The following is a 23818-nucleotide window of genomic DNA, read 5'->3' as shown; positions in this document are numbered from 1 at the left end:
GCAAGCGCTTCGACAGTCAGGGAGATACTAGTTCAAACTATGAATGCAAGTCACGCCTCCCAGAACGGCTTTTGCAGTTCCGCCTCGACGGCAGCCAGGGTGAGACCGACGTCGTCGACCCTTTGAGGCCCATCTTCCGCCAGTCGCTTCAGCTCCTCGCGATAGTATATGCGCTCGCGCCAGAGGCCGCGCAGGGCGATGAGTCTCGCCAAGACCGATGCCGGTCCAGTCGTCCACGTCCGCTGTTCGCTCCAGAAAGACTGGTAGAATCTTGAGGTAAGAGAGAGTTGCGTGCTCATTTGGCTCGTCCTTTCTTGGTGCTGCTAAATCGATGACGCTACTTTGGCGGATGCGCGGACCTGCGTACTAAAGCGCGGCCGAAACTGTTTCGAAAAATTCCGAAACGTCTAATATGGCGGGATGCATCACTTCGCCTTTGGTCCGTTCGTGCTCGACCCTGTGAAGGGGACGCTCCTGCGGCAAGAGATACCGATCTCCATCGGGCATCGCGGCATCACGCTGCTCACCACGCTTGCGGCCCGGCCCGGCGACATCCTGACCAAGGCCGAGCTGATGGAAGCCGCCTGGCCGGGCCTGGCGGTCGAGGAAAGCAATCTTACCGTCCAGATTGCGACCCTGAGGAAGGCGCTCGGCCCTACCGACCAAGGTGGCGACTGGATCGCCACCGTGCCTCGCGTCGGCTACCGCTTCACCGCTCCTGTCGAGCGCGTGGAAGGTTCAGTGCAGCGACCGATCGCGCCGTCCGGCAAACCCGCCATCGCCGTGCTGCCCTTTGCCAATTTGAGCGGCGATGAGGACCAACAATATCTGAGCGACGGCATCACCGAAGATATCATCACCGAACTGGCGCGATACCGGTCGCTCGTGGTGATCGCCCGCAATTCAGCTTTTCAGTTTTGTGGACCAGCGCCGGATCCCGCGGAAGTCCACCGGCAACTCGGCGCGCGCTACCTCGTCGAGGGCAGCGTGCGACGGCTCGGGGACCGCATCCGGATCACAGCGCAACTGATCGACGGCGCCAGCGGCTTCCATTTATGGGCTCAACGCTACGACAAGGCGCTTGAGGACATCTTTTCGGTTCAGGAGGAGGTGGCGGCCCTCGTGGCTTCAACCGTCCAAGGCGCTGCCGAGGCAGATGCGACTAGCCGCTCGCGGCGAACCCCGCCGGCCGATTGGGCCGCCTACGACTACTACTTGCAGGGTCGCGCGCACTACCATCAGTATGAAATGGACAAGGGCGAATCCATGTTCGCCCGGAGCGCCGAACTCGATCCGGCTTTTGCTCAAGGTCATGCCTATCTGGCGCAGTGCCTGGTTGCGCGATTCTGGTACGACCGCGATCCTCGTACGCTGCAAAGTGCCTTGCAGTCTGCGCGCACGGCGCTCCTGCTCGACCGGAATGACGGCATATGCAACCAGAGCATGGGTCTCGTGCTCGTACATATGCGCCTGCATGGGGATGCCGGACTGCATTTCCAGCAGGCTCGTACGCTCAATCCGCACGACGTCAACATTGCCGGAGACTATGCAAGCTGGCTCAACTACGGCGGCCAGCCTCAGCAGTCCTTGGCGGTCCTCGAAAGGGCCATACTGCTCGACCCGTTGCCCCCGGTCTGGTTCTGGGAGGTGAAGGGCAGCGCGCTCTTCCTGCTCGGCCGATATGCCGAGGCCATCGACGCTTATCGGAAGGCCGGCGACCAGTTCTTCATCCATGCCTTTCTTGCGGCGGCCTACGCACATCTTGGCGAGATGGAAAACGCGCATGTCGCAGTCAAGGCTACACTGAGTCGGCAACCGGACCTCTCGCTCGGCTACCTTGCCCACCTTCCCTTCGCAGACCCGTCATCCTTCGAGCTCTTCCTCTCCGGCTTCAAAAAGGCCGGCTTTTTATAGGATCCAGTCGGTCCGAGAACTCATCTCCGCATTTCGGTGTATGTGAGCAGTAGGAAGACGGCGGCGATGATCATCGACATAACATCGGGGTCATTGCTGGATCAGGCCCATCGTCGAGCATGCACTCATCTTACCTTCGGCAGACCGTCCGCTTTCGAGCGAAGGTAAAGTTTGCCGAGCGTCCGAGATGAGGGCGCGTTGCGGTCCGGCGGGTTGGTTCGCGGAAGCCGACGATCCGGCTCTGGAGCGAACTAGCCAGAAGCCGCCATTCCGCTTTCGACCTGTGCGAGCCTGTCGGCCGGTGGCGTATATTGCGTTGAACTGCGGCGCAGGAGCTAGTGGCAGCTACGAGATGGGTGATTAACCAGGAGGCTCTCCAGAATAGCTGGTGCAACAACCTAACAAGCGCTGATCTCGCCGAACAGGATGGACGCAATCGGCGGACAGACCCTTCTTGATTGTATCAATCGTTTCTTAATTAGGGGATCCTTACGTTTGCCCTCGCCACGAACGCACATAAGGCGTACATTTGCGCATCGCTGGCTGGGACCTGATAGAGCCTGCGACTGAGAGCGGGAGAATCCGCCTAAACACGGCGCGCTTCTACTCGCCAGATCCGAGCGCTCTCAAGATTTGCCCGCCTCGGCCGGCATCCCCTCGTGCGATTCGGGCCGCTGTCACTTTTATGCCTGGAGGAGAAAACAGCTTTTCACACTGGAGGAGGAACCATTATGCATCATCTTGCACGCCGCGAATTCATCGTTCAAGGCAGCGCGGCCGTTGCCGCACTGGCGGTCTTCAATTCACAGTTTGCCCAAGCCTTTCCAAGCCGGGCGGGTGAGACCGTGATCCCGTGGCTGGACCAGCCGCAGCCCAATCCTGTTCCCGCGGTCATCCAGAGCCAGCTTGTCTGGGAGGATATGGATTCATGGGTGACGCCTAATGACAAGTTCTTCAGCATCGCTCATTTTGATCGGCCAAGCATCGATGTGAATGCCTGGAAGCTGGAAATTGATGGCTTGGTGAAGAAGCCTCTGAGCCTGTCGCTCGCCGACATCAAGTCGCGGCCGCGCCAAGAAGTGGCTTTCACGGTGGAATGTTCGGGCAATCATGGTTTTCCATTCTTTACCGGCGGCATTGGCAACGCCCGCTGGGCCGGCACGCCGCTCGCCGCCATACTTGAGGAGGCAGGGGTCAACGAAAACGGCATCGAAGTTGTTTTCTGGGGCACTGACGTCGGTGACATCGCTCTCAAGGACAATAACCGCGACGTCAAGATGCATCAGAATTTCGCCCGCAGCATGTCGCTCGCCGATGCGATGAGCCCCAACAACATCCTCTGCTACGAGATGAATGGAGCCGCGCTGCCGCCACCCAACGGTTCCCCGGTGCGGCTCATCGCCCCTGGATGGTATGGCATCGCCAACGTCAAGTGGCTTAAGCTCATTGAGATACGCAACAAGCGCTTCATGAGTCAATTGATGGCGCGAGACTACGTCACCATCCGAGAGGAAGAGCACAATGGCGAGACGGTGTGGGCCGAGACCTCGGTCGGCCGTGCATTGCTGAAGTCGGCGCCTGCCAGAGTGACGCGTAGCGATGCCGGATACCGGATCAGCGGCGCAGCCTGGGGGGCCCCAATCGCCAAGGTCGAAGTGAAGGTTGATAACGGCCCATGGCTTGAAGCGACGATAGACCATGGTGAAGAAGCTGAATTCGCCTGGAAGGTGTGGTACCTCGACTGGAAAGACCCAGCAAAGGGCGAGCACACGGTCACCTCGCGTGCCACTGATATGGCGGGACAAATCCAGCCTGCCATGGATGATCCATGGATTACCAGGAAACATACATACTGGGAAAGCAACGGCCAGGTCACGCGTCGGATCGGCATTGTTTGAGAAGTCTACCAGTCGGCCGTACCCACCTCAGGGAAATCGATTTGAGCTCATGCGGAACATGGGGTCGTTTCGTCACTGTCAAGCAAGCGTATTCGCGCGTGCGGGATGACTTCCGCTTAGACGCGCAAAGCTGCACTGCATGTAGCGGATAGGTAGGCTCATTATGACCAAAGGCCGACCCTGGATCGCCTCTCTCTAACATTGTGGCCAAACTGAACTGGGACAGCGGCCGTCTAATGCAGAGAAGGTATACGCAAGCGGGACAACAGTGCCGCCAGTTCGGCCTGCCGGCACGTCCCCGTTTTCGCAAAGACAGCCCGCAGCTGCGTTCGGGCAGTCTCCCGGCTAATGCCCAATTTTGCGCTCGCCGTGCCAATGCCTTCTCCGGATGCCAATTGCGATGCTAGGCGGGCTTCCGCTACTGTCAGCTTAAAAGTTAGGCTCAGCAATTGCTCATCTAGAACCGGCTCGGTCATAAGATTTGTGAAATACAGCAGAATGTCGCCTCCATTGAACAGATCATGCCCTAGTGCAGTCAGGGGCATCACCCCCGCTATGAGCCAGGGGGAACCCTGGCGTGTAATGACAACAGGTTTGGACCGAACCGACACAACCGAAACGGCGGCTCTGAGGAAGCCCTGAAGACGGGCGTCACTCGGCTGATCGGTCGCGCGGATTCGGCCGTGTCGGACAACGAGGTCGGAGCCGAACAGGGTCGCTGCGCGTTCGTTAAACCGCCTCACGCATCCACGATTGTCTAGCAGCACTGCGCCACAATTGAGCCGATCAAGAGTAACTAGGCTCGGACCGACAGACAATTCCCCGAACTTCTCTGCTGCACTGATGACCCGGCTCAAGTCCGGCGCCACCCTCAGGAAATGGTCAGCTTCGCTCGGGTAGAACGGTCCGATATGAGCATCGCGGTACAGCGACACACACCATTTGCGGTTGTTCACCACTGTGCCGACGGAGGCCCACCATTCTCGGTGTCCAGGACGGGCGATCTCTCGATAATAAGGCAGAACCTTCCGTTCCTCCGGAGTTGTGATTTCGTCCTCGACGGTGAAACTGACCGGGGGTTTCGCCAGCAGCTGCGGCCTCTCAAGATGTGGACTCGGAGCGTCTCCGATCCGCTCGTGCCAAAGAGCCGAAAATTGAGCATGTTCCGTCGAGTCCGGCACGCGGCCGACTTTATTACGCTGATCGGCCGCAAAAGGGTGCGCTTGTTCGCAGGTGCGGAGAGCGCAGCTACTCGCGCCCAGTGAATCCGCAAGTCCTTGCAGTGCTCCCGGCCACCGCTCAAATTCGAAAGCGGCGTCGTAGCAAGCCTCGATGGCAAGTGCGATTGCGTCGGCAGCCATTCGAACCCACCTTCATTTGGACGAGTTACCACTCACGCGCGACGATATCACAGATGGGTGAAATTCAGTACAGCAAGTCAATCTACGCCGCTTGCGGGACGTAACGAAGAGCGACGATAGGTACGCCTGGCCATCCTGGCCGGGCAGTAGGTAGCTTTGAATCTTTCGTAAAGAGACAATCTTCGGCGACCGCCCTTCGCGTGCCGGTGCCAAGGGCGTCGTAACAAACTTTCATTGCCTGCTCAGGCATCCACCATCTCCGCGGTTGGACAGGCAGAAATCTCAGCACGTTGGCGCTGGATTCGGCCGACATTATAGCAGAAGCGCAGTCCTAATATTCACCCATACACCCAAACGGGTGATGGCAGACGAAGTCGCCGGCAGCATCTTCCGATCGACCATCGAGTTGACGCGCTGAGATGATGTGCTTCGTTCCACGCCGCGCTGCACAAACAGGACAGGCACGAGGCCGACTGTTCGCTGTCGCGGTAAGCTTAACAATGTCGATGTCGGCCGCGGCGGAGCCGGTTGCCTCGGTGGATCTCGAACTGGTTCTGAGCGTCGACGTATCTTCTTCAATGAGCGAGGCGGAACAACGGCTGCAGCGGCAAGGCTATATCGAAGCGTTCCAGGATGCCAAAGTTTGGCAGTCAATCAAATCCGGCCGGCGCGGCAGAATTGGCATAACCTATGTCGAATGGGCAGGCCCGAACCACCAGAGCGTGCGCATTCCATGGACTATTCTAGAAGGGCCCGAAGATGCCGCCGCCTTCGCCCAGGCGCTGCGGGCCCAACCAATCGTCAGAGGGCTCGGCACATCAATCTCGGGGGCGCTTCTGTTGGCGGGCAAGCTGCTGGCGGGTGGGCCCGCAGGCGATCGCCAAGTCATCGATGTTTCTGGAGACGGGCCCAACAATGCCGGTCTACCTCTGCAACCGGTGCACGACGCGCTCATAGCCGACGGCGTGACCATCAATGGACTGGTGATCTCGCTGCACGCACACGACACGCTGGATAGCTTTGGGCCGGGCTTTGTTGAGTTCTATTATGAGAGCTGTGTTATTGGCGGTTCCGGGACGTTCATTGTCACCGTCGCGAGCACAGCCGACTTTGCAAACGCGATCCGAAGCAAGCTCGTGAATGAAATTGCCGGCTTGCCTGCAAGCGCGCACGTTGCAGCTTATAAGGTTCACTTAGGACCGCTTGTCGATTGCGACACGGTCGGAGAGGCACCTGGACGATAATGAGCCCCTATCGGATATTTCGCAGCCACCCAATTTGTCACGGGCGTAACCAAACGGGAGCCGGAAGGCTTCACCCGTGCGCATACGCCTCGAGTCGGGCCCAAAATCGGCGCTCGCTCCCGACGGGCCGCTGACGATCACACGCCGTAGGTGCGATCCTTCGGCAGGAGAGCAAGGGCTTTGCTCCTCTCGTTCCGTTATCAACCGGTCGCTGAAAAGCCGGCCCTTCTCAGACTCTCCTTCAGGAGAGTCCACTGCTCTCCTGACCAATGTGAAAAGGGCGTACAAAGTGGAGGCACCGAAATGTCCATAAGCGCAAATAAGTCAGTTCGGTGCTGGAGCAGGTTCATGGCCTGAGACCGGTTCAACAGGGGCGGCCGAAGGAGCATCAGCATAGCGCCGCCGTAAGGCGGGATGCGGGACCGACAGCCCCCGGCGAAGGGCGCCATATGATGACGACCAGTCCGGTTCCAGCGATACTGGTTTCCATGTGATCGATACCAAATGAAATCGGGTGAGAAATGCCGCGGAATCGTGCGTCGCGAAGCCAATTTCTGGATGCTGATGGCATCTAAAAGCCAAATACGATAGCCTCAACTCACCCATTGCAGCGAAGCCGGAACTGGCAGCTGGATGAGTGGGGGGAAAGGCGGTAGCGCTCTCCCGCTACCATCGTTAACAACACCGAGGCTCCCAAAGCCTTGCGCTCCTTGGCGTCGGTTACCTTGCCCGTGACGTGCCCCTCCCACCTGACGCCAGAGGCGTTTAGCGCCGCGAGGGATGCTCCCAGAAGCGCTCCACGCTCCTTGATGCGGCAAAGGTGCTCGGGAAGGTCTTCGCCTGCCAGAGAGGCCCGTAACTCGGCAAGCTCATGATTGTAACTTACCGAGAGAAACAGGTCATCACTCGCCCTGCATTTCGGGGTAGCACAGAGGCGCTCGACCAGCAGCGATGCCACAACCCATTCCCCGCCAAACCGCTGACGGAAGGTCTTGCCTGCCGTGGCTGCCACGACCAATCTGACCGTCTCGACCGACGCCAGACCCACATCCTCGAAGGCGATGCCCGCCATACGCCGCCATAGCTTCGCCGGATCGGCCTTCAAGAGGGCAGCAGCGGCGCGGGTGGCAAGATCGACATCACCCCGGCGGATACCCTTCTGCATCGCGGACATAGCTACCCATGGCGACGTGTGCAGTGGCTCGATGGTCGGGGCTTTGTGATCGGACGCCAGTATCCGGAAAGTCGGATTGGCTGCGTCAAACAACGGTAGAGGTTGGAACATCTTCGGTCTCCCTATTTCGAGGGAGGACCACAACCTGTTTCCCACCATCAGGCATGGCAGATTAATGCCTAGCATACGAACTAAATCGACCGCAGACCTATCGTAACAGACGGGCGCTATCGGCTAGATCGATGTCTAACTGCGGGAGATAACCAGTTCCAAGGCCGCTTTGGCATGCAATTGGTTCATCATTTCACTAAGCGCTGCTCGCTTGTTTGGTCCGGTGGGCAGAGCAAGAAATGGTGAGCCTTTGGAACATTCCAGAATTGCGTCTATATGATCCACCATATCCTCCCGCTTGAGTTTGGCGACGCTGGTCTCGCGTCGCCCGAGTATACTCGACGCCGAAAGTATGCGGACGCCTTCGGGTTCATAAATCCAGACGTAAGCTTCCGGGTTAAGCCGGGTCATTTTTGCACACTGGGTTATAAGCTTTTCCCCTCGCAGTTGATTGGCCTTCTTCGCCTGTATCAGCAAACCCTTGGAAACGTAGTCATCATCAGATATCTCGACGCCAAAATAGAGATCGATCCCGGTCGTTATCTCCTGTGACGACTTCCCCATTGCCACTGCTTCGCATCCGTAGACGGCAAGGGAATATCCCTGAATGTTCAGATCGCCACGTTGCGACATCTCTTCCAGTTTGTTTCTTATTGATGTCGTGATCACCGGCTCATGCATGCCGGAGATGATTTCGTTCGAAACGGTGGCATTGATCGCGCTTGCAATCTTTTGCGCTATCTCACCACGTCGTATTGGGTCCTCTCGAAGGGAACGGCGGCGATGAGATTTTTCCTTGAATGTTGTGTCCGGCATCCAGCCCTCGCCCCTTGTCTAATCGCCCGCTCTCTCGCGAAAGCTGAGCACCCTGAAGGGCGGGGTCATGCATACCGACCAAATTGCTTTCGCCCCGTCAAATTCCCACAAAGACATGCCCGAAAGTCGGTAGTGCATAATCCGGCGTGTGGCTTGTCCTAAACTTCTTCTACAACTAATTTCAAACCCGCTTTGAGGGAGGCGGCAATGCGTTTGCTCCGATTTTTTTACGCCACAGCGCTTGTGCTTGGGTCTTTGAACAGTGCGGTAATCGCCAAGACGTGCAAATGCGACCAGCATGAGGCAGAGGCTGCAGGTGCCGGCAGTTGCTCCCGAAGCGAGAGTGCTGATTATTGCACCATTAATTTCCCGGCATCTGACGCCTCCGGTGATTTCGCCGATCCAAGTAAGTGGCAGGCTGCGGGCTATAAGATTGATTTTGCATCTCCCAAGACAGCTTTCAGCGCGCTCGAAGCGTGGAGCAAAGAACCGGTAACTGCCAGTGTTCTTGCCACCGTGGCCGCCACAGCCGTGCCCCCGGAGCGGTTCAAGGAACTGGCCGACAAATTTGGGGCCATCTTCACGAACTCATTATTCCTCGAAGGCATGGTTCAAAATTTCAACAAGGAGGGCTGTGTTGACGCAGAATTGAACGACTTTCACATTATGATAATCGCGCAAAGCTCCAGTAAAAACGGAACTTGTAAATAGCGGTAGTCCAATGGCACAGATAGTAACTGCACTGGTCAGCTTCGGCATTCCGGGTCTCGCCCTCTACCTGTTTTATCAATACGGCAGCGACAGGCTTGGCTTTTCGTTCTCGCAGATAGGTCCCGTTTTTTCCGGACTTATTGCGGTATTATTTATACTTGTTTTCGGGGGGCTAATTTTCTATGCCTTGTACAAATTTAGCGCGCCAAGTCCGCCACGGTCAGTTTCGCATAGCGGTGAACTGAGGAACTTGGTAGCGCAGCTGGAGAAGGATAAAAACGCACATCTTTCGATACAGCTCCAAGGCTCCGATCAAGACCAAGCCTTGCTTGGGAAGCTGTTCTTTTTGGACACAAGTGCGCCAACCTATGCAGCCTTAATCGACAAGTTGTGCGCCTCGAAATCGCAGTGCATGGAGTGCAAAAAGAGCCAGAACGGCGACATTACCGTCGTCTCAACAACCAAGGTTGGGAACATCGAGCCAAAGTGCTTGGATGAGGGCCAACTGGTCTACTGTTGCACCAGCAGCTAGTCCACAACGGCCAGCAGTGTTGGCTGAGTGATATACTCCCGCGAGCATGTGAAATTGATTTCACGCCGCGACGAGCATCGCATTCGGCATGGCTTTTGTCGTCAGTGTCTCTCCGTCTCCCTGTTTTCGAGGGAGGCCAAAACCAATGCCCCGCTATCAAGGCATGGCGGATTAATGCCTAGCATGCGAACTAAAATCGAGCCGGGATCAAAGCTTCTGCATCAGAGACGTTCATGGCCACTTCCGGGACGTGCTCACGCTTGGAACGTGTCCCTACAGAGGAATGAGTTCTCATTTTCAAGCCGAGGACATGGGTCCGGTTTTACGGACATGAACTCGTCAACTCACTGGCATGCATAGGCTCTTTGACTTTGCGACGAGACCGAGCGTGCGGCTGGTCGAGAGGTCTCCGTTCCGGGTGTGCATTGTCTCGCTACATCCCCGCAACACTCAGTGCAATTCGATCTTCGCCTATCGATTGGGCACTGGCCCTCAGCTACCGAGCCTTCATTTTTGCGAGCCGCCCCTCCAACCGTCGAATGATCGTCTAGTCTGTCAGCGGTATATAGAAAACCGAATGCTTAACGTTCGTTTCCATGATCGCTGCGATCAGCTCGCCGTCCTGAAAGCTCTCAACGAGATACAAGGTAATACGATCTCCGACGACCTCGTCCACGTAGTAGTAGCGAAGGGGATGGTATAGGAAATAGAACTTTCCGGCCTCGAATGACGTCCCGCCAAGCGGCAATGTCGAAAGGTCCGTTTCAAATTTCTGGCCGGTCAACACGTTCTCGTATGAAACCTGCGCGGAAACAGCTGACAACTCCACCCTGACGTCAGCATCCAGCACACGGGCGCGGATACGCACGATCTCCGCCTCGATAGCCGCAACTATCCCGGACCTGACGAAGTAGGTGTCTGGTGAGATGACTGCGCGACCGAGCGCCACCCTACGAATGATCGATGTACCATCGGCAATCGGTTGCGCAGCTTGCGGCTGCACCACATCGAGCAAACTTCCCCCTCCCTCAACCGACGTCTTTTGGAGATAGTAGTTCATCTGCGAAGGCTCACTAGGCAGATTTGTCTTCGAGCCGTCGTCGTATTCGAGCGTAACGCGAACAACCCGATGGGCATCTGTCTCCCCTAGGTCTCGTACCTCGGGTTGTACCATGAATGGTGGCGACCCATCGCCAGCCAACACAGTGATGGGAGGGAGCCTAAAGTCATTGGTCGGGAAGGTGATCTTGAAGAGATCAACATCGTGGCGCTCTGCAACTCGAATTGCACCCTCTTGATAATCGCTGGTACTAACGAAAACCGCCTTATGGACTTTCGCATCCTTGGCCTTGGTTACAAAGGCATCCATCATCTCAACCGAGATTGATCGCTTTTTGTGCTTGACCTCGAACCCGATCAGCACGTGATAAAGTCCTGCCTGAATGGTGGCGAGAACGTCGAACTGCCGACGGTCGATCTTCACATTCCACTGGACCTCGGCGCTCTCCATTGTTAGCCGGTTTATTCCAGCTGTAATGAGTTCGATGAATTTGTCGTCTGAAATCATTGGCGTTTGCCCCAGAGCGCGAAGCGAGAATGCGTTCCTAACCCAAGCGACCGCCTCGCGCCACTCAAGACAACCGTGCTGTTACATCCTGTGCATCGGCCTCTGCTAGGCGGCGGCAAACAATTCGAATGGGATTGTGGGCAGTGTTGAAAGCGGACAGAACGGTCTCCCGCTACCATTTCCCTACATTTTGGCTTTCGCGCACGCGGTCAGCCCTTGCGTTCCTGCAGGATGTTGCCGCCGTCCACGACGAGAACGGTGCCGTTGACATAACTGGCTGCGTCGGATGCCAGGAACAGCACGGCGGCCGCGACTTCCGCGGGGCTGCCGGCGCGGCCTAGCGGCGTGTTCCGGGCAGCGACAAGTTCCTCCGGCGTCGAGGCGCCCGTCGCGATCCACCCCGGCGCCACGGCATTGACGGTGACGCCGCTGCGGCCGACCTCCAGGGCAAGCGCATGCGTCAGGCCGACCATGCCGGCCTTGGCAGCGGAATAGGCGGCCTCGCCTTCATTGGATACGTAAGGCCCCGTCACCGAGGCCATGTTGACGACGCGCCCATGGCCGCGCTGCACCATGCCGGCCAGAAATCCGCGCGTGCTCAAAAAGGCGGTTTTCAGGCTGACATCGATGCCGCGGTCCCATTCGCTTTCGCTGAGATCGAGAAACCGCCGCTGCAACGCCGGCTGGGCGACGGTGCCCATCCCGGCATTGTTGACGAGGATATCGATTTCGCCGGTTTCGGCACGTAACCGCTCGACATCGCCGGAGAGCGTCAGGTCGGCCATGAAAGCGCGGACATCGAGCCCCTCCCCCCGCAGTTCCGCCGCTCGTTGCTCGACGCGTTTGGACGAAGCGGTGATGGTGACCGAAACACCTGCCTCGCCCAACGCACGCGCGATCGCGATACCGATGCCGTCGGCGGCGCCCGCGCCGGTCACCAGCGCCTTGCGGGATTTGCGAAACACGACCATTTGCCCTCCAGGATAAAGGTGCCGACATGCCGGCGCGGCCAATCACACCCGCGATGAGCCGTACCGGTTCAATAACCGGCGGTGACGCCGAAATCGATCGAAAGCGCGGCTCCGGTGATCGGCGCCGCGCCCGGCTGGCAAAGATAATGGATGAAGGAAGCAATCTCCTCCACCTGGATGAACCTTGCTCTGTCCCCTTGCGGATAGTGCCCGAGAAGCCGGCGCTTGTAGCCGTCGGGGTCGTCTGCGCCATAGGTTTTGGCCTGATATTCGATCATCGGCGTTGCCGTGTCGCCGGGGCAGACCGCATTGACCCTGATGCTGTGCGGGGCGAAGCTCAGGGCAAGAGCCTTGGTCAAAAGCACCAGCCCGCCCTTCGAGGCGCAATAGACGGCCGACCCATTGTTGCCGACGATGCCGGCGTCGGAGGCAATGTTGACGATCACGCCTTGCGCGGCCGACAGATGCGGAATGGCGGCCGAGACCAGGAAGAACGCGCCCTTGAGATTGACGTCCAGCACCAGGTCCCACTGCTCCTCCTCGACCTCGCTTGCCGGCCCCTCCAGCCAGACTCCTGCGGCGTTGACGAGGATGTCGATGGCGCCGCCCCATTCCTTGGCCTTGCCCACCACCTCGCGGCAGGCGTCGACGGAGCGGATGTCGAGCGGCAAACCGATCACGTCCGCCCCGGTCGCGGCAATCTTCGCCACGGCGGCGTCGAGCTTGGGGCCGGCAAGATCGGCGAGCGCGATCCGCTCGCCGTCAGCGGCGAAGCGCAGTCCGGTCGCCAGACCCATTCCCCCGGCGCCGCCGGCGATGAGGATCGTCCTGCCAGCCATTCGATAACCTCCACGCAACGCAGCCCGGCAAAGGCAACCACGTCATTGGGCCATGTCGCATGGACCAGCCAGGCAAAACAATGATCTCAGCGCGATCATCCCAGTTCGAGCGTCGTGACGCCGAAAACCGTCGAGGGGGCGTTGCCGGGCTTGCCGCCTTTGTACATGCGTGTCGTCGTAAAGCCCGGAACCAAGCCGGCGGCTTGAAGCATGGTGGTGAATTGAACCTGGCCGGCCGGCACGTCGATATGCAATTCCTCGCCGGCCGTTGCGTCCGAGAGGTCCGCCACCATCGCCAGGGCCACGTCCGTCGCGTCGGCGAACAGCGGCCCGACCTTGAAACCCTCCCGGCATCGGCGCGCCACGCCGTAACCGGCGATAGCGTCGGATCCGGCTGAGAGCAGCGCAATCCGCGGCTGCCGTAGCCACTCGCCAATGAAGCCCTCGCGCGGCGCCGGGAAGCACTGGCGATCATAGGCGAACAGCCCGGCCATGTCGGCAACCGTCACCGGCCGCATGTCGCCACCGCCGGGCAAGCCGGCGGGGCGGCCGCTGTGGCGGACGGTCTCATAGGCTGGCACGAAGCCCATGCGCTGGTAGTTGGCCCGCTGCTCGGCTACCCCGTCGAGACCGATGATGCGGTTGCCGAGGCGCGCCATGCCCGCGTCCCAGACCGCTTTGCCATGGCCTTCTCCACGCCGGTCGGGCCGGCAGATGTAGAGGCCGATGAAGCCGAAGCCCGAGCCGTATGCGACAGCCGAAATGCCGGCCACCATCTCGCCCCCGGCAAAGGCGCCGATGAATCCATCCGGATCGGCCGCCCGAAACGCCGTGGCATCGTCTATGCCCGGATTCCAGCCCTCCCTCGCCGCCCAGTCGACAAGCGTTTCCACTTCGCTGGCGGTCAGGGTCCGGATTGTTCTCGGCATCGTTTCACTCTGTGGCATTGGCTGCGCCATGGCCGGCCATCAACCGTCACGATAGGCCGCCGGCCGCGGGCTGCAAAGGCCGCGCGGATTATCGGCCGACGCCAGCCGCCCCCCGCGGCCCCGATGGCGTGGAACCTGTGCCTGCTTGGCGGGACTCGTCGATTCAACGCAGGGCCGCGGCCCGGCTATTATCGGGACGGCTTTCCCGAACCGGTGCAAAGAGTTAGCGAGGAATGCACCACTTATTCGATCGTTGTTCCAATAGGCAACTGGACACAATCGGCGAAGACTGGGAATCTTCATTTGTCGTTGCTTGGAATCGCATGGAGTGCCGCAGGAAATGCCGCTGAGTGCCGCAGAGATCGCCCGTCATCCAGCAGCGCTTCGCGGTGTCCAGGAACAGGCCAAGGCGCTCATCCATATTTACGAAACGAGCCCGCGGCTGGCCGCCGTGTTTGCCACCCAGCAGCGCTGGCTGCTCGGCCATGTCGGCCTGGCGCTGCATTTCCGGCGCGATCCCGACGACCGCCGCACCGAAATGACGATGGCACGTTTCATCGAGGTCGTACGCCGCAATTCGGTGGCCAGCCGCAACACCGCCGAGGCGTTCGTCAAGGAGATGCTGCACTACGACATCGCCGAATATATTTCGGCCAGCGGCGATGGCCGCGCCCACCCCATGCGGGTCACGGCGGGCACCATCGAGACCTTCACCGGCTGGATTTACGCGCATCTGACGACGCTCGACCGTATAGACGGCGGAACCCGGCTGGCAGCCTTCCTCGATCGGCCCGAAATGCTGCCTGTCTTGCAGCCGCTGATCGCCGACGGATTGCTCGCCAGCGACGGCGTGCGGGAGCCCGGACAGACTTTTTCGTTATTTATCTGGCTGAACAACGGCGGTATCGTCATGGACTGGCTGATGTGCGGCATCGATCCGGAGGACGTCCATCTCGACAAGATACCGACCGGCGTTATCTCGGTCAGCGAATTCGCGCACTGGCTGAAGCTCTCACGCACGCATCTGGCGCGCAAACTCCATGATGCCGAGGCGCTCGGCAGCATCGGCTGGGTCGGCCAGCGCGGTCATTCCGTGATGTGGGTTTCGAGGGCTTTCTTCGACGAGTACATGGCCGTCCAGGCAGCCAAGCTCGCCGTCGTTGACGAGGCCTTCGAAGCCTGTATTTCAGCTCCGCAAGGCCGCTGACAGCCGGAGATCGGCGCAACTCGCGCAAAACCGGCCCGCTACTGGCAGGCGCCAGCCAAAACTGCTATCCGCAACTTGCGAGCATGACAGCATCTTTGGGTGGAAGCTGGGAGGGTGCGTTGACCTATGAAGACATTGCCGGTCACCCGGCATTGCCCGCTTGCGTGCGCGCGCAAGCCATGGCGATGCAGCAGGCCTATCAAGGAAACCCGCGAGCCTCCTCGGTCTTCGCCACCCAGCAACGCTGGCTGATGGCGCATATCGGTCTTGCCCTGCATTTCCGCCGGGATCCCAGCGACTATCGAAAGGAACTGACCGCGGCGCGTTTTGCCGACGTCACCGTTCAGCATGCGGTGGCAAGCCGAAACACGGCTCATGCCTTCATCAAGGAAATGCAGCACTATAATTTCCTGGAGGCCGGGCCGACGGCCGATGACGGCCGCATTCGCCCCCTGCAACTGCCCGCCATGACCCTGGAGCCGTTGATCGGCTGGATTCATATGCATCTGAACACGCTTGATGCCCTTGACGGCGGGAACCGGCTGGAAACGTTCCAGGCAAGGCCGCAGATGCTTGCCAAGCTGCAGCCGCTGATCGCGGACGGCCTGATCTCCTCCGCGCCGGTGCGCGAGCCGCAACAGACTTTCTCGCTGTTCACCTGGCTCAACAATGGCGGCGTCGTCATGGACTGGCTGATCTCCGGCGTCGACCCGCGGGATGCCGGCCGGGAGCGCATCCCGACGGGCGTCCTCTCCATCGGTGACTTCGCCAAATGGCTGAAGCTGTCGCGCACCCACCTTGCGCGCAAGTTGCGCGACGCCGAGGCGCTCGGCAGCGTCGGCTGGCTCGGGCAGCGCGGCCATTCCGTCATGTGGATCTCGAACGAATTCTACGGCGAATACCTCGCCGCGCAGGCGGTCAAGCTCGCCATCATCGACGCGGCTTTCGCCGCCACCGCGACGCAAAGGATGGGTTGACCGCTTCTATCCGGCCTTCAGGATGGCGGAAAAACGCGGATCGAAGGCCCGGCTGATCGGCTCTGCCGCTGCGCCCACCGCGATCGCCCAGGGATCGGTGGTGCCGAGTTGCAGTCGAGGCAGGCGGCGGACGGAACGATCCGCGATCGACGGCAGCAGCGGATGCATGGCCTGAAGCAGGAGCCGGGCCAGCGCCTCGGGCGCGCTGCTGGTGAGGATGACGGTTTGCGGATCGAAGATCGTTTCGATCAGATGCACGCTCCAGCGCAGGTCGGACGCGGCTTTCTCGACCCAGCCCATGATCCGCGGATCCCGCGCAAGCGCCAGCGCGCCGAGCGTCTCGTAGAGACCCCTCTCGGTGGGGTCGAGGCCGAGATGCTGGTAGAGCGAGGCCAGCGATGCACGGTGTTCGAGCGGCGTGGAACCGGGGCCGGCCGGCGCAAGCAACGCCATGCCGATCTCGCCCGCATTGCCGTTGCCGCCGCTATAGAGTTCGCCGTTGAGAATCAGCCCGGCGGCTATGCCGTAACCGACATAAAGGCAGACGGCGTGATCGACGCCATGCGCCGCGCCGACGATCCGCTCCGCAGTCGCGCAGGCCGCCGCGTCGTTCTGCAGGCCGACATTGAGCCCAGTGCCGGCCGCAAGCGCCTGCACCAGGGGAAATTGCTGCCAGGCCGGCATCATCCATTTGTTGTCGGGGTTCTTCAGCCCGAACGGTCCGGGCATGGCGACGCCCAACCCGACCAGCCGCCGCTCGGACTGGGCAAACAAGGAAGCCAGCTCGCGCCTGACGCGGTCGACGAGGCCGAGGATGATCTTGACGCCCGCCGAAGGCTCGTCGAGCGGCAGCCCCGCCTCGGCGCGCGCGATCACCTTGCCGACGAGGTCGACCACCACGACGCGCGTCAGATGCCGGTCGATCTGCAGCCCGATGGCGAAGGCTCCCTCGGGAACCAGCCGGTAGGGTGTGAAGGGCTGCCCCCTGCCCTTGCGCACCGCATCCAGCGCGACAACCAGCCCGTCGCGCTCGAGATCCTCGATGATGTTGGAAACCGCCTGCTTGGTAAGCTGCGTCGCCCGCGCCAGGTCGGCGCGCGAAAGCGCGCCGTTGAGCCGCAGCGCCTCGATCATGACGCGGCGGTTATGCGCGCTGGTACCCTCCTGGTTGGTGCCGCTTTTGGCACGGATCGGGCTGATGTCGTGCACCGTCGTTTCCCCTCTTGACTCCATTAAAGGATTGATCGACTAATTAAGTCAAGCGAATTGACTTAATAGGTGAGACCCCTGCGGCTCTACAAAAAGACGGCAAAAGCTTTTGGGCTCCGCCGCAGGCCGTTGGGGACGGATCCGGTCAGACGCGATGCGAATTTGGGGAAGCGGCGCAGTCCTGGCCGCCCACTCGCAGTTGTCGAAAATGGGAGAAAGACAAATGCTGAAATCGATCGGTAAGACACTTCTGGGCGCGGTGTTCGTCGGCGGACTGCTCGTCCCGCACGCCTTTGCTGAAACCACCTTGAACGCGCTCTTCATGGCCCAGGCCGCCTACAGCGAGGCCGACGTGCGCTCGATGACGGAGGCCTTCACCAAGGCCAATCCGGACATCAAGGTCAATCTCGAATTCGTCCCCTATGAAGGCCTGCACGACAAGACCGTGCTCGCCCAAGGATCCGGCGGCGGCTACGACGTGGTGCTGTTCGACGTCATCTGGCCGGCCGAATATGCGACCAACAAGGTGCTGGTCGACGTGTCTTCGAAGATCACCGACGACATGAAGAAGGGCGTGCTGCCCGGCGCCTGGACCACCGTCCAGTATGACGGCAAGTACTATGGCATGCCGTGGATCCTCGACACCAAGTATTTGTTCTACAACAAGGAAATCCTCGAAAAGGCCGGCATCAAGGCGCCGCCGAAGACCTGGGAAGAGCTCGGCCAGCAGGCCAAGATCATCCAGGACAAGGGCCTGCTGAAGACGCCGATCGCCTGGAGCTGGTCGCAGGCCGAAGCCGCCGTTTGTGACTACACCACGCTGGTCAGCGCCTATGGCGGCGACTTCCTCAAGGACGGCAAGCCCGACTTCCAGAACGGCGGCGGCCTATCGGCGCTGAAATACATGGTCGACAGCTACAAGTCGGGCCTGACCAATCCGAATTCGAAGGAATTCCTGGAAGAAGACGTCCGCAAGGTGTTCGAGAACGGCGATGCCGCCTTCGCGCTGAACTGGACCTACATGTACAACATGGCCAACGATCCGAAGGACTCCAAGGTCGCGGGCAAGGTCGGCGTGGTGCCGGCGCCGGGGGTTGCCGGCACCAGCGAGGTCTCGGCCGTCAACGGCTCGATGGGCCTTGGCATCACCGCGGTGTCGAAGCACCAGGACGAAGCCTGGAAATACATCGAGTTCATGACCTCGCAGGCGACGCAGAACCAGTATGCCAAGCTCTCGCTGCCGATCTGGGCCTCGTCCTATGACGATCCGGCCGTCACCAAGGGCCAGGAAGAACTGATCGCCGCCGCCAAGCTCGGTCTCGCCGCGATGTATCCGCGCCCGACCACGCCGAAATATCAGCAGCTGTCGACGGCACTGCAGCAGGCGATCCAGGAATCGCTGCTCGGCCAGACGGCGCCGGAAGACGCGCTCAAGACCGCTGCCGAAAACAGCGGCCTCTGATCCGGCGTTCCCCGACGGGCGGGCGGCCTCATACATGAGCGCCGCCCGTGCTATTTCTGACCGGATGAAGGAAGAGAGGCGCCATGTCAGGCACCTGGATGACGACTCGCGCGTGGCTGTTGATGCTGCCGCTTCTGGTGATCATGGTCGCCGTCATCGGCTGGCCGTTGGTCGATACGGTCAGGCTCTCCTTCACCGACGCCCAGCTGGTCGGCACGGCTGGCAATTACGTTGGCTTCGACAACTACACCAAGATGCTGACGAGCTCGAACTTCAGCCGCACGCTGGTCACAACCACCTGGTTTGCGGTCATCTCGGTCGCCGCCGAGATGGTGATCGGCGTGCTTGCGGCTCTTCTGCTCAATCAGGAATTCCGTGGCCGCGCGGTCTTGCGCGGGCTGATGATCCTGCCATGGGCGCTGCCCACCGTCGTCAACGCGACGCTCTGGCGGCTGATCTACAATCCCGAATATGGCGCGCTGAACGCAGCCTTGACGCAACTCCATCTCCTCGATGACTATCGCTCGTGGCTGGGTGAGCCCGGCACGGCGCTCGCGGCTCTGATTGTCGCCGACTGCTGGAAGAATTTTCCGCTTGTCGCGCTGATCGCGCTCGCCGCCCTGCAAGCGGTGCCGCGCGACATCACCGCTGCGGCGCTTGTCGACGGCGCCGGCCCGTTCAACCGCTTTCGTTTCGTCATCCTGCCCTATCTCGCCGGTCCGCTGATGGTGGCGCTGGTGCTGCGCACCATCGAGGCCTTCAAGGTCTTCGACATCATCTGGGTCATGACCCGCGGCGGCCCGGCCAACAGCACCCGCTCGCTGTCGATCCTCGTCTATCAGGAGGCCTTCTCCTTCCAGCGCGCCGGCTCCGGCGCATCGCTGGCGCTGATCGTCACCTTGCTCGTCACCGTGCTCGCCGTCGCCTATGCGGCGCTGGTCAGGAAGACCGCGGGGAGTGCCACCTGATGGAACGCAAGAGCCCGGTCTTCACCGCTTTCATCTATGTCTGCGCGATCCTGCTTGCCGCCGTGATCCTGGCGCCGCTTGCCTGGCTCTTCGTCATGAGCATATCGCCGGCGGCCGATCTTGCCGCCAAGCCGCTGCGCTGGTGGCCGCAGGCGGCCGACTTCTCCCGTTACGCGCAGCTTCTGTCGACGGCCGAAAACAGCGCCGGCGCCGCCTTCACCGCTTCGCTGCGCAACAGCCTGGAAGTCGCCGGCATGGCGACGCTTGCCGCTATCGTTCTTGCCGTGCCGGCCGGCTGGGCTGTCTCACGCACGCCTTCGGTAGGCTGGTCGCTGTCGATGGTGATCGCCACCTATATGCTGCCGCCGGTGGCGCTCTCCGTGCCGCTTTATATGGGCTTGTCCTATCTCGGCCTGCTCAACAACGTCTTCGGCCTGGCGCTGATCTATCTGACGATCCTCGCGCCCTTCACCACCTGGCTGATGAAATCGGGTTTCGATTCCATCCCGCGCGAGATCGAGGCCGCGGCGATGATCGACGGGGCCGGGCTGCTCCAGACGTGGCGCATCATCACCTTGCCGCTGGCGGCGCCCGTCGTGGCGACATCGGCGCTGTTTGCCGTGCTGCTTGCCTGGGACGAGTTCTTCTATGCCCTGCTCTTCACCTCGGACCAGCGGGCAAAGACCCTGACGGTCGCCATCGCCGATCTCGCCGGCGGCCGCGTTTCCGACTACGGACTGATCGCCACCGCCGGCGTGCTCGCGGCCTTGCCGCCGGTGCTGATCGGCCTCGTCATGCAACGCGCGCTGATCTCGGGCCTCACCAGCGGCGGAGTGAAAGGATAATCATGACTGCAGAGAAGAAACGCCCGGCAGGGCTTGTCGCAATCGACCGCGAGATGGCGCGTCAGCATGAGGATGCGCTTGCCTCGTTCGAGAGCAATCGAGAGGCCGCCGCCGAGGTCGCCGCCTCGATCAGGAAAAACGGCAGGCTCGTCCTGCTCGGCATGGGCGCCTCGCATGCCGTCGCGCGCGCCGTCGAGCCGCTCTATCGCGCGCATGGCATCGATGCCATCGCCATGCCGCTCTCGGAGCAACTCGGCCAGCCGCTGCCGCTTACAGGCCGGACCGTGCTCGTCACCTCGCAATCCGGTGAAAGCGCCGAAGTCCTGCGCTGGTTTGCCGAGACCGGCGATCGCGCCGAAACCTTCGGCCTGACGCTGGAGGCCGGTTCCTTCCTCGGCCGTACGGTGCCTTGCCTCGTCGGCGCCGGCGGCACCGAGCTTGCCTTTGCCGCGACCCGCAGCCTGACCGTGACCTTCGCCCTGCACCTCGCCATCCTGGCCGCGCTTGGCGACGATCCCGCCGGCGCGCTCGCCGTTCTCAAGACGCCTCAGGAGGTCGAGATCGATGCCGCGCTCGCGGCGCTGAGCACGGTCGCGACCGTCGTGACCTCCGGCCGCAGGCTGCAGGGCCTCGCTGAGGCGCTGGGGCTCGGCCTGACCGAATTGTCGCGCCTGCCGTGCTTTTCGCTCGAAGGCGGTCAGCTTCGCCACGGACCGATGGAGATGCTCGGGCCCAAGATCGGCGTCGTCCTCTTCCGCGGCGACGACCCGACCGCGGAGCTGATCACCGCCATGGCCGTTTCGGTGGTCGAGACCGGCGCGCCGCTGATCATGTTCGATGCCTCTGGCAAGCCGCCGGTCGCAGGCGCGGTCACGTTCGCCTTCAAGCCCGCCACGGGCTTGGCGGCGATCTTTGCCATGCTGCCGGTTGCGCAACGCCTGATGATCGCCTTCGCCGATTCCCGCGTCGAGAATGCCGGAACGCCGGTGCGCACCACCAAGATCACCAGGAGCGAGTGATGCGGCCGCTCGCGGTGATCGGCAACGTCAATGTCGACCTGATCGTCGGGCCCGTCGCGCCCTGGCCGAAGGCCGGCACGGAGACCGTCGTCGATCATGACGACCTGCGGGTCGGTGGCCAGGCCGGCAACACCGCGCTTGCCTGGCAGGCGCTGGGCATCGACTTCGAGATCGCCGCCAATATTGGCGACGACCAGTTCGGGCGCTGGCTGTGCGAAGCCTTCGGACGCCGCGCGCAGAAATGGCCGGTTCGTCCCGAAGGCACGACTTTGTCGGTCGGCATGACCCATCCAGATGGCGAGCGCACCTTCTTCACCACGCGCGGCCACCTGCCTCGCTTCAGCCTGGCTGACGTGCTCTCCGTGCTGGACGGCAATCGGCTTGCTGGCGGCTACGCGCTGCTCTGCGGCTCTTTCCTCACCGACGACCTGACGCGCGATTACGACGCCTTCTTCGACTGGGCCGAAGCGCATGGCGTCGCCGTTGCGCTCGACACAGGCTGGCCGATCGATGGCTGGACGCAAGCGAACTGCACCGCCGCGCGCGGCTGGCTGTCGCGCTGCGCACTGGCCCTCTTCAACGAGGTCGAGACGACCACGCTGGCCGGCCTGGCAAGTCCATCGGAAGCCGCGCGCAAGATCCGCGACGGGATGCGGGACGAAGCGACGGTCGTCGTCAAGCGCGGGCCGGACGGCGCGATCGCCATCGGCGCCGACGGCGAGCTCATTCAAGTGCCGGCACCTCGAGTCGCCGTCATCGACACGATCGGCGCCGGCGATGTCTTCAACGCCGCCTTCCTGGCGGCACTGGCACAGGGGCAATCGTTGGTGAAATGCCTGTCCGCCGCCATCCTTGTGGCCTCGCGCGCCATTTCAACCTTGCCCCGCGATTATGGCGGGCCGATCCAGTTCGAGGATGCTGTTCATGAGCGCGCTTGAAATTCGCGATGTCCGCAAGAATTACGGCAGCGTCGAAACCCTGAAAGGCATCGACATCGCGCTCGAGAATGGCGAGTTCCTGGTGCTGCTCGGTTCGTCGGGCTGTGGCAAGTCCACTTTGCTCAACATCATCGCCGGTCTCGCCGAGGCGACCAGCGGCGATGTGCTGATCGGCGGCCGGTCGGTGCTTGGCGTGCATCCGAAAAACCGCGACATCGCCATGGTCTTCCAGTCCTACGCGCTCTATCCGAACCTCACCGTCAGCCGCAACATCGGCTTCGGCCTTGAAATGCGCAAAGTCCCCGCCGCCGAGCGCGACAAGGCGGTGCGCGAGGCGGCAAGATTGCTGCAGATCGAGAACCTGCTCGACCGCAAGCCCGGCCAGCTCTCCGGCGGCCAGCGCCAGCGCGTCGCCATCGGCCGCGCTTTGGTGCGCAAGCCGCAGGTCTTCCTGTTCGACGAGCCGCTCTCCAATCTTGACGCCAAGCTGCGGCTGGAAATGCGCACCGAACTGAAGCGCCTGCATGAAATGCTGCGCACCACGGTCGTCTACGTCACCCATGACCAGATCGAGGCGATGACGCTGGCGACCCGCATCGCCGTCATGCGCGACGGCCGCATCGAACAACTGGGCACGCCGGAAGAGATCTACAACCATCCGGCGACGCTCTATGTCGCGGGCTTCGTCGGCGCGCCGTCGATGAACATGCTGGAAGCGACCGTCGAGGACGGCAAGCTGGCGATTGCAGGCACCGATGCGCGGCTGGCGATTCCGGCTCGCTACGCCGACGCAGGCCGCGACGGTGCTCAGGTCATCGTCGGAGTGAGGCCGGAAGCGCTCCGGCTGGGGTCGAGCGCCGACGCGGATCTGTCGCTGCCGGTCGAGATCGACGTCGTTGAACTGACCGGTCCCGAACAGGTCACCACTGCCCGGATCGGCGCGCAGAACTTGACGGCGACATTGCCGCCGCGCGCCCGCGTCGCCAAGGGTCAGCCATGCGCGTTCGTCTTCGATGCGGACGCGCTCCGCCTCTTCGATCCGGCCACCGGCAAGGCTTTCTGACCAATCGCCCGCCTTCCGCCTGCATGGCCTGATCGATAGGCGGGCCGGGTCAGCTCGCGGGTG

The 23818-nt window shown here is 61.4% G+C and carries 22 protein-coding genes; 13 read left to right on the top strand and 9 right to left on the bottom strand.

Annotated features, from left to right (window positions below; genetic code table 11):
- Window positions 1-50: 50 nt before the first annotated feature.
- On the bottom strand, window positions 51-212 hold the full coding sequence (locus FJ430_RS10605; RefSeq protein WP_226892136.1) for a DUF1127 domain-containing protein: 162 nt from the start codon (window positions 210-212) through the stop codon (window positions 51-53).
- A 208-nt stretch (window positions 213-420) separates the two neighbouring features.
- On the opposite strand from FJ430_RS10605, the gene FJ430_RS10600 reads away from it, so the two are divergent.
- The gene (locus tag FJ430_RS10600) at window positions 421-1914 is read left to right on the top strand and encodes a winged helix-turn-helix domain-containing tetratricopeptide repeat protein (protein ID WP_140708315.1); all 1494 of its coding nucleotides are present in this window, start codon (window positions 421-423) and stop codon (window positions 1912-1914) included.
- A 731-nt stretch (window positions 1915-2645) separates the two neighbouring features.
- A complete protein-coding gene (locus FJ430_RS10595) occupies window positions 2646-3812 on the top strand; it encodes a sulfite oxidase (protein ID WP_140708318.1) in 1167 nt (388 codons plus the stop codon).
- Between the two features lie 233 nt (window positions 3813-4045).
- On the opposite strand, the gene FJ430_RS10590 is transcribed toward FJ430_RS10595, so the two are convergent.
- On the bottom strand, window positions 4046-5173 hold the full coding sequence (locus tag FJ430_RS10590) for a helix-turn-helix transcriptional regulator (RefSeq protein ID WP_140708320.1): 1128 nt from the start codon (window positions 5171-5173) through the stop codon (window positions 4046-4048).
- A gap of 500 nt (window positions 5174-5673) precedes the next feature.
- On the opposite strand from FJ430_RS10590, the gene FJ430_RS10585 reads away from it, so the two are divergent.
- Window positions 5674-6417 carry a DUF1194 domain-containing protein gene (locus FJ430_RS10585; RefSeq protein ID WP_181167046.1) on the top strand — a complete coding sequence of 248 codons (744 nt, stop codon included), beginning with the start codon at window positions 5674-5676 and terminating at the stop codon, window positions 6415-6417.
- A gap of 598 nt (window positions 6418-7015) precedes the next feature.
- Here FJ430_RS10585 and FJ430_RS10580 read toward each other — a convergent pair.
- Entirely contained in the window at window positions 7016-7702 is a 687-nt protein-coding gene (locus FJ430_RS10580) for a hypothetical protein (RefSeq protein WP_181167047.1), read from the bottom strand.
- Between the two features lie 135 nt (window positions 7703-7837).
- Window positions 7838-8518 (bottom strand): hypothetical protein, encoded by a 681-nt coding sequence (locus FJ430_RS10575; RefSeq protein ID WP_140708326.1) that lies wholly within the window; start codon window positions 8516-8518, stop codon window positions 7838-7840.
- A gap of 207 nt (window positions 8519-8725) precedes the next feature.
- On the opposite strand from FJ430_RS10575, the gene FJ430_RS10570 reads away from it, so the two are divergent.
- Together FJ430_RS10570 and FJ430_RS10565 are read left to right on the top strand one after the other, a co-directional pair.
- Window positions 8726-9229 carry a hypothetical protein gene (locus FJ430_RS10570; protein WP_140708328.1) on the top strand — a complete coding sequence of 168 codons (504 nt, stop codon included), beginning with the start codon at window positions 8726-8728 and terminating at the stop codon, window positions 9227-9229.
- 10 nt (window positions 9230-9239) lie between these two features.
- Window positions 9240-9761 carry a hypothetical protein gene (locus FJ430_RS10565; RefSeq protein WP_140708330.1) on the top strand — a complete coding sequence of 174 codons (522 nt, stop codon included), beginning with the start codon at window positions 9240-9242 and terminating at the stop codon, window positions 9759-9761.
- 547 nt (window positions 9762-10308) lie between these two features.
- Here FJ430_RS10565 and FJ430_RS10560 read toward each other — a convergent pair.
- From FJ430_RS10560 to FJ430_RS10545, 4 genes are all read right to left on the bottom strand, one after another.
- Window positions 10309-11328, bottom strand: coding sequence for a restriction endonuclease (locus tag FJ430_RS10560; protein ID WP_140708332.1), 1020 nt, complete (start codon window positions 11326-11328; stop codon window positions 10309-10311).
- 209 nt (window positions 11329-11537) lie between these two features.
- Window positions 11538-12299: an SDR family NAD(P)-dependent oxidoreductase gene (locus FJ430_RS10555; protein ID WP_140708334.1), complete on the bottom strand. Its 762-nt coding sequence runs from the start codon at window positions 12297-12299 to the stop codon at window positions 11538-11540.
- 68 nt (window positions 12300-12367) lie between these two features.
- Window positions 12368-13138, bottom strand: coding sequence for an SDR family NAD(P)-dependent oxidoreductase (locus tag FJ430_RS10550; RefSeq protein WP_226892135.1), 771 nt, complete (start codon window positions 13136-13138; stop codon window positions 12368-12370).
- 95 nt (window positions 13139-13233) lie between these two features.
- The gene (locus FJ430_RS10545) at window positions 13234-14067 is read right to left on the bottom strand and encodes a GNAT family N-acetyltransferase (protein ID WP_140708338.1); all 834 of its coding nucleotides are present in this window, start codon (window positions 14065-14067) and stop codon (window positions 13234-13236) included.
- A gap of 340 nt (window positions 14068-14407) precedes the next feature.
- Between FJ430_RS10545 and FJ430_RS10540 the strand changes: the two genes are divergently transcribed.
- Both FJ430_RS10540 and FJ430_RS10535 read left to right on the top strand, forming a co-directional pair.
- On the top strand, window positions 14408-15274 hold the full coding sequence (locus tag FJ430_RS10540) for a hypothetical protein (RefSeq protein ID WP_140708340.1): 867 nt from the start codon (window positions 14408-14410) through the stop codon (window positions 15272-15274).
- Between the two features lie 83 nt (window positions 15275-15357).
- Entirely contained in the window at window positions 15358-16251 is an 894-nt protein-coding gene (locus tag FJ430_RS10535; RefSeq protein ID WP_140708343.1) for a hypothetical protein, read from the top strand.
- A 6-nt stretch (window positions 16252-16257) separates the two neighbouring features.
- Here FJ430_RS10535 and FJ430_RS10530 read toward each other — a convergent pair whose 3' ends face one another.
- Entirely contained in the window at window positions 16258-17460 is a 1203-nt protein-coding gene (locus FJ430_RS10530; protein ID WP_140653215.1) for an ROK family transcriptional regulator, read from the bottom strand.
- Between the two features lie 223 nt (window positions 17461-17683).
- On the opposite strand from FJ430_RS10530, the gene FJ430_RS10525 reads away from it, so the two are divergent.
- The 6 genes from FJ430_RS10525 (at window position 17684) to FJ430_RS10500 (ending at window position 23755) form a co-directional block, all read left to right on the top strand.
- Complete coding sequence (locus FJ430_RS10525; RefSeq protein WP_140653213.1) at window positions 17684-18922, top strand: extracellular solute-binding protein; 1239 nt, start codon at window positions 17684-17686, stop codon at window positions 18920-18922.
- An 83-nt stretch (window positions 18923-19005) separates the two neighbouring features.
- Complete coding sequence (locus FJ430_RS10520; protein WP_140708345.1) at window positions 19006-19890, top strand: carbohydrate ABC transporter permease; 885 nt, start codon at window positions 19006-19008, stop codon at window positions 19888-19890.
- On the top strand, window positions 19890-20735 hold the full coding sequence (locus tag FJ430_RS10515) for a carbohydrate ABC transporter permease (RefSeq protein WP_140645641.1): 846 nt from the start codon (window positions 19890-19892) through the stop codon (window positions 20733-20735). The genes FJ430_RS10520 and FJ430_RS10515 overlap by 1 nt, the downstream gene beginning before the upstream one ends.
- 2 nt (window positions 20736-20737) lie before the next feature.
- Complete coding sequence (locus tag FJ430_RS10510; protein ID WP_140708347.1) at window positions 20738-21754, top strand: SIS domain-containing protein; 1017 nt, start codon at window positions 20738-20740, stop codon at window positions 21752-21754.
- Window positions 21754-22692, top strand: coding sequence for a PfkB family carbohydrate kinase (locus FJ430_RS10505; RefSeq protein ID WP_140708349.1), 939 nt, complete (start codon window positions 21754-21756; stop codon window positions 22690-22692). Before FJ430_RS10510 ends, FJ430_RS10505 begins: the two co-directional genes overlap by 1 nt.
- Entirely contained in the window at window positions 22679-23755 is a 1077-nt protein-coding gene (locus tag FJ430_RS10500; RefSeq protein WP_140708351.1) for an ABC transporter ATP-binding protein, read from the top strand. The genes FJ430_RS10505 and FJ430_RS10500 overlap by 14 nt, the downstream gene beginning before the upstream one ends.
- Window positions 23756-23818 lie beyond the last annotated feature (63 nt).

The sequence above is a fragment of the Mesorhizobium sp. B2-8-5 genome (assembly GCF_006440675.2).
Classification (GTDB): Bacteria; Pseudomonadota; Alphaproteobacteria; order Rhizobiales; family Rhizobiaceae; genus Mesorhizobium.
Note: the sequence above shows the minus strand (reverse complement) of the source record. Positions and strands in the feature narration are given on the sequence as shown.

Bases quoted from the DNA above. Each gene is read 5' to 3' on its own strand.
- FJ430_RS10560 (WP_140708332.1), bottom strand. From the start codon at position 11,328: ATGATTTCAGACGACAAATTCATCGAACTCATTACAGCTGGAATAAAC.
- FJ430_RS10595 (WP_140708318.1), top strand. From the start codon at position 2,646: ATGCATCATCTTGCACGCCGCGAATTCATCGTTCAAGGCAGCGCGGCC.
- FJ430_RS10585 (WP_181167046.1), top strand. From the start codon at position 5,674: ATGTCGATGTCGGCCGCGGCGGAGCCGGTTGCCTCGGTGGATCTCGAA.
- FJ430_RS10515 (WP_140645641.1), top strand. From the start codon at position 19,890: ATGGAACGCAAGAGCCCGGTCTTCACCGCTTTCATCTATGTCTGCGCG.
- FJ430_RS10575 (WP_140708326.1), bottom strand. From the start codon at position 8,518: ATGCCGGACACAACATTCAAGGAAAAATCTCATCGCCGCCGTTCCCTT.
- FJ430_RS10600 (WP_140708315.1), top strand. From the start codon at position 421: ATGCATCACTTCGCCTTTGGTCCGTTCGTGCTCGACCCTGTGAAGGGG.
- FJ430_RS10570 (WP_140708328.1), top strand. From the start codon at position 8,726: ATGCGTTTGCTCCGATTTTTTTACGCCACAGCGCTTGTGCTTGGGTCT.
- FJ430_RS10520 (WP_140708345.1), top strand. From the start codon at position 19,006: ATGTCAGGCACCTGGATGACGACTCGCGCGTGGCTGTTGATGCTGCCG.
- FJ430_RS10555 (WP_140708334.1), bottom strand. From the start codon at position 12,299: ATGGTCGTGTTTCGCAAATCCCGCAAGGCGCTGGTGACCGGCGCGGGC.
- FJ430_RS10510 (WP_140708347.1), top strand. From the start codon at position 20,738: ATGACTGCAGAGAAGAAACGCCCGGCAGGGCTTGTCGCAATCGACCGC.
- FJ430_RS10540 (WP_140708340.1), top strand. From the start codon at position 14,408: ATGCCGCTGAGTGCCGCAGAGATCGCCCGTCATCCAGCAGCGCTTCGC.
- FJ430_RS10505 (WP_140708349.1), top strand. From the start codon at position 21,754: ATGCGGCCGCTCGCGGTGATCGGCAACGTCAATGTCGACCTGATCGTC.
- FJ430_RS10565 (WP_140708330.1), top strand. From the start codon at position 9,240: ATGGCACAGATAGTAACTGCACTGGTCAGCTTCGGCATTCCGGGTCTC.
- FJ430_RS10580 (WP_181167047.1), bottom strand. From the start codon at position 7,702: ATGTTCCAACCTCTACCGTTGTTTGACGCAGCCAATCCGACTTTCCGG.
- FJ430_RS10550 (WP_226892135.1), bottom strand. From the start codon at position 13,138: ATGGCTGGCAGGACGATCCTCATCGCCGGCGGCGCCGGGGGAATGGGT.
- FJ430_RS10500 (WP_140708351.1), top strand. From the start codon at position 22,679: ATGAGCGCGCTTGAAATTCGCGATGTCCGCAAGAATTACGGCAGCGTC.
- FJ430_RS10525 (WP_140653213.1), top strand. From the start codon at position 17,684: ATGCTGAAATCGATCGGTAAGACACTTCTGGGCGCGGTGTTCGTCGGC.
- FJ430_RS10590 (WP_140708320.1), bottom strand. From the start codon at position 5,173: ATGGCTGCCGACGCAATCGCACTTGCCATCGAGGCTTGCTACGACGCC.
- FJ430_RS10535 (WP_140708343.1), top strand. From the start codon at position 15,358: ATGACAGCATCTTTGGGTGGAAGCTGGGAGGGTGCGTTGACCTATGAA.
- FJ430_RS10545 (WP_140708338.1), bottom strand. From the start codon at position 14,067: ATGCCGAGAACAATCCGGACCCTGACCGCCAGCGAAGTGGAAACGCTT.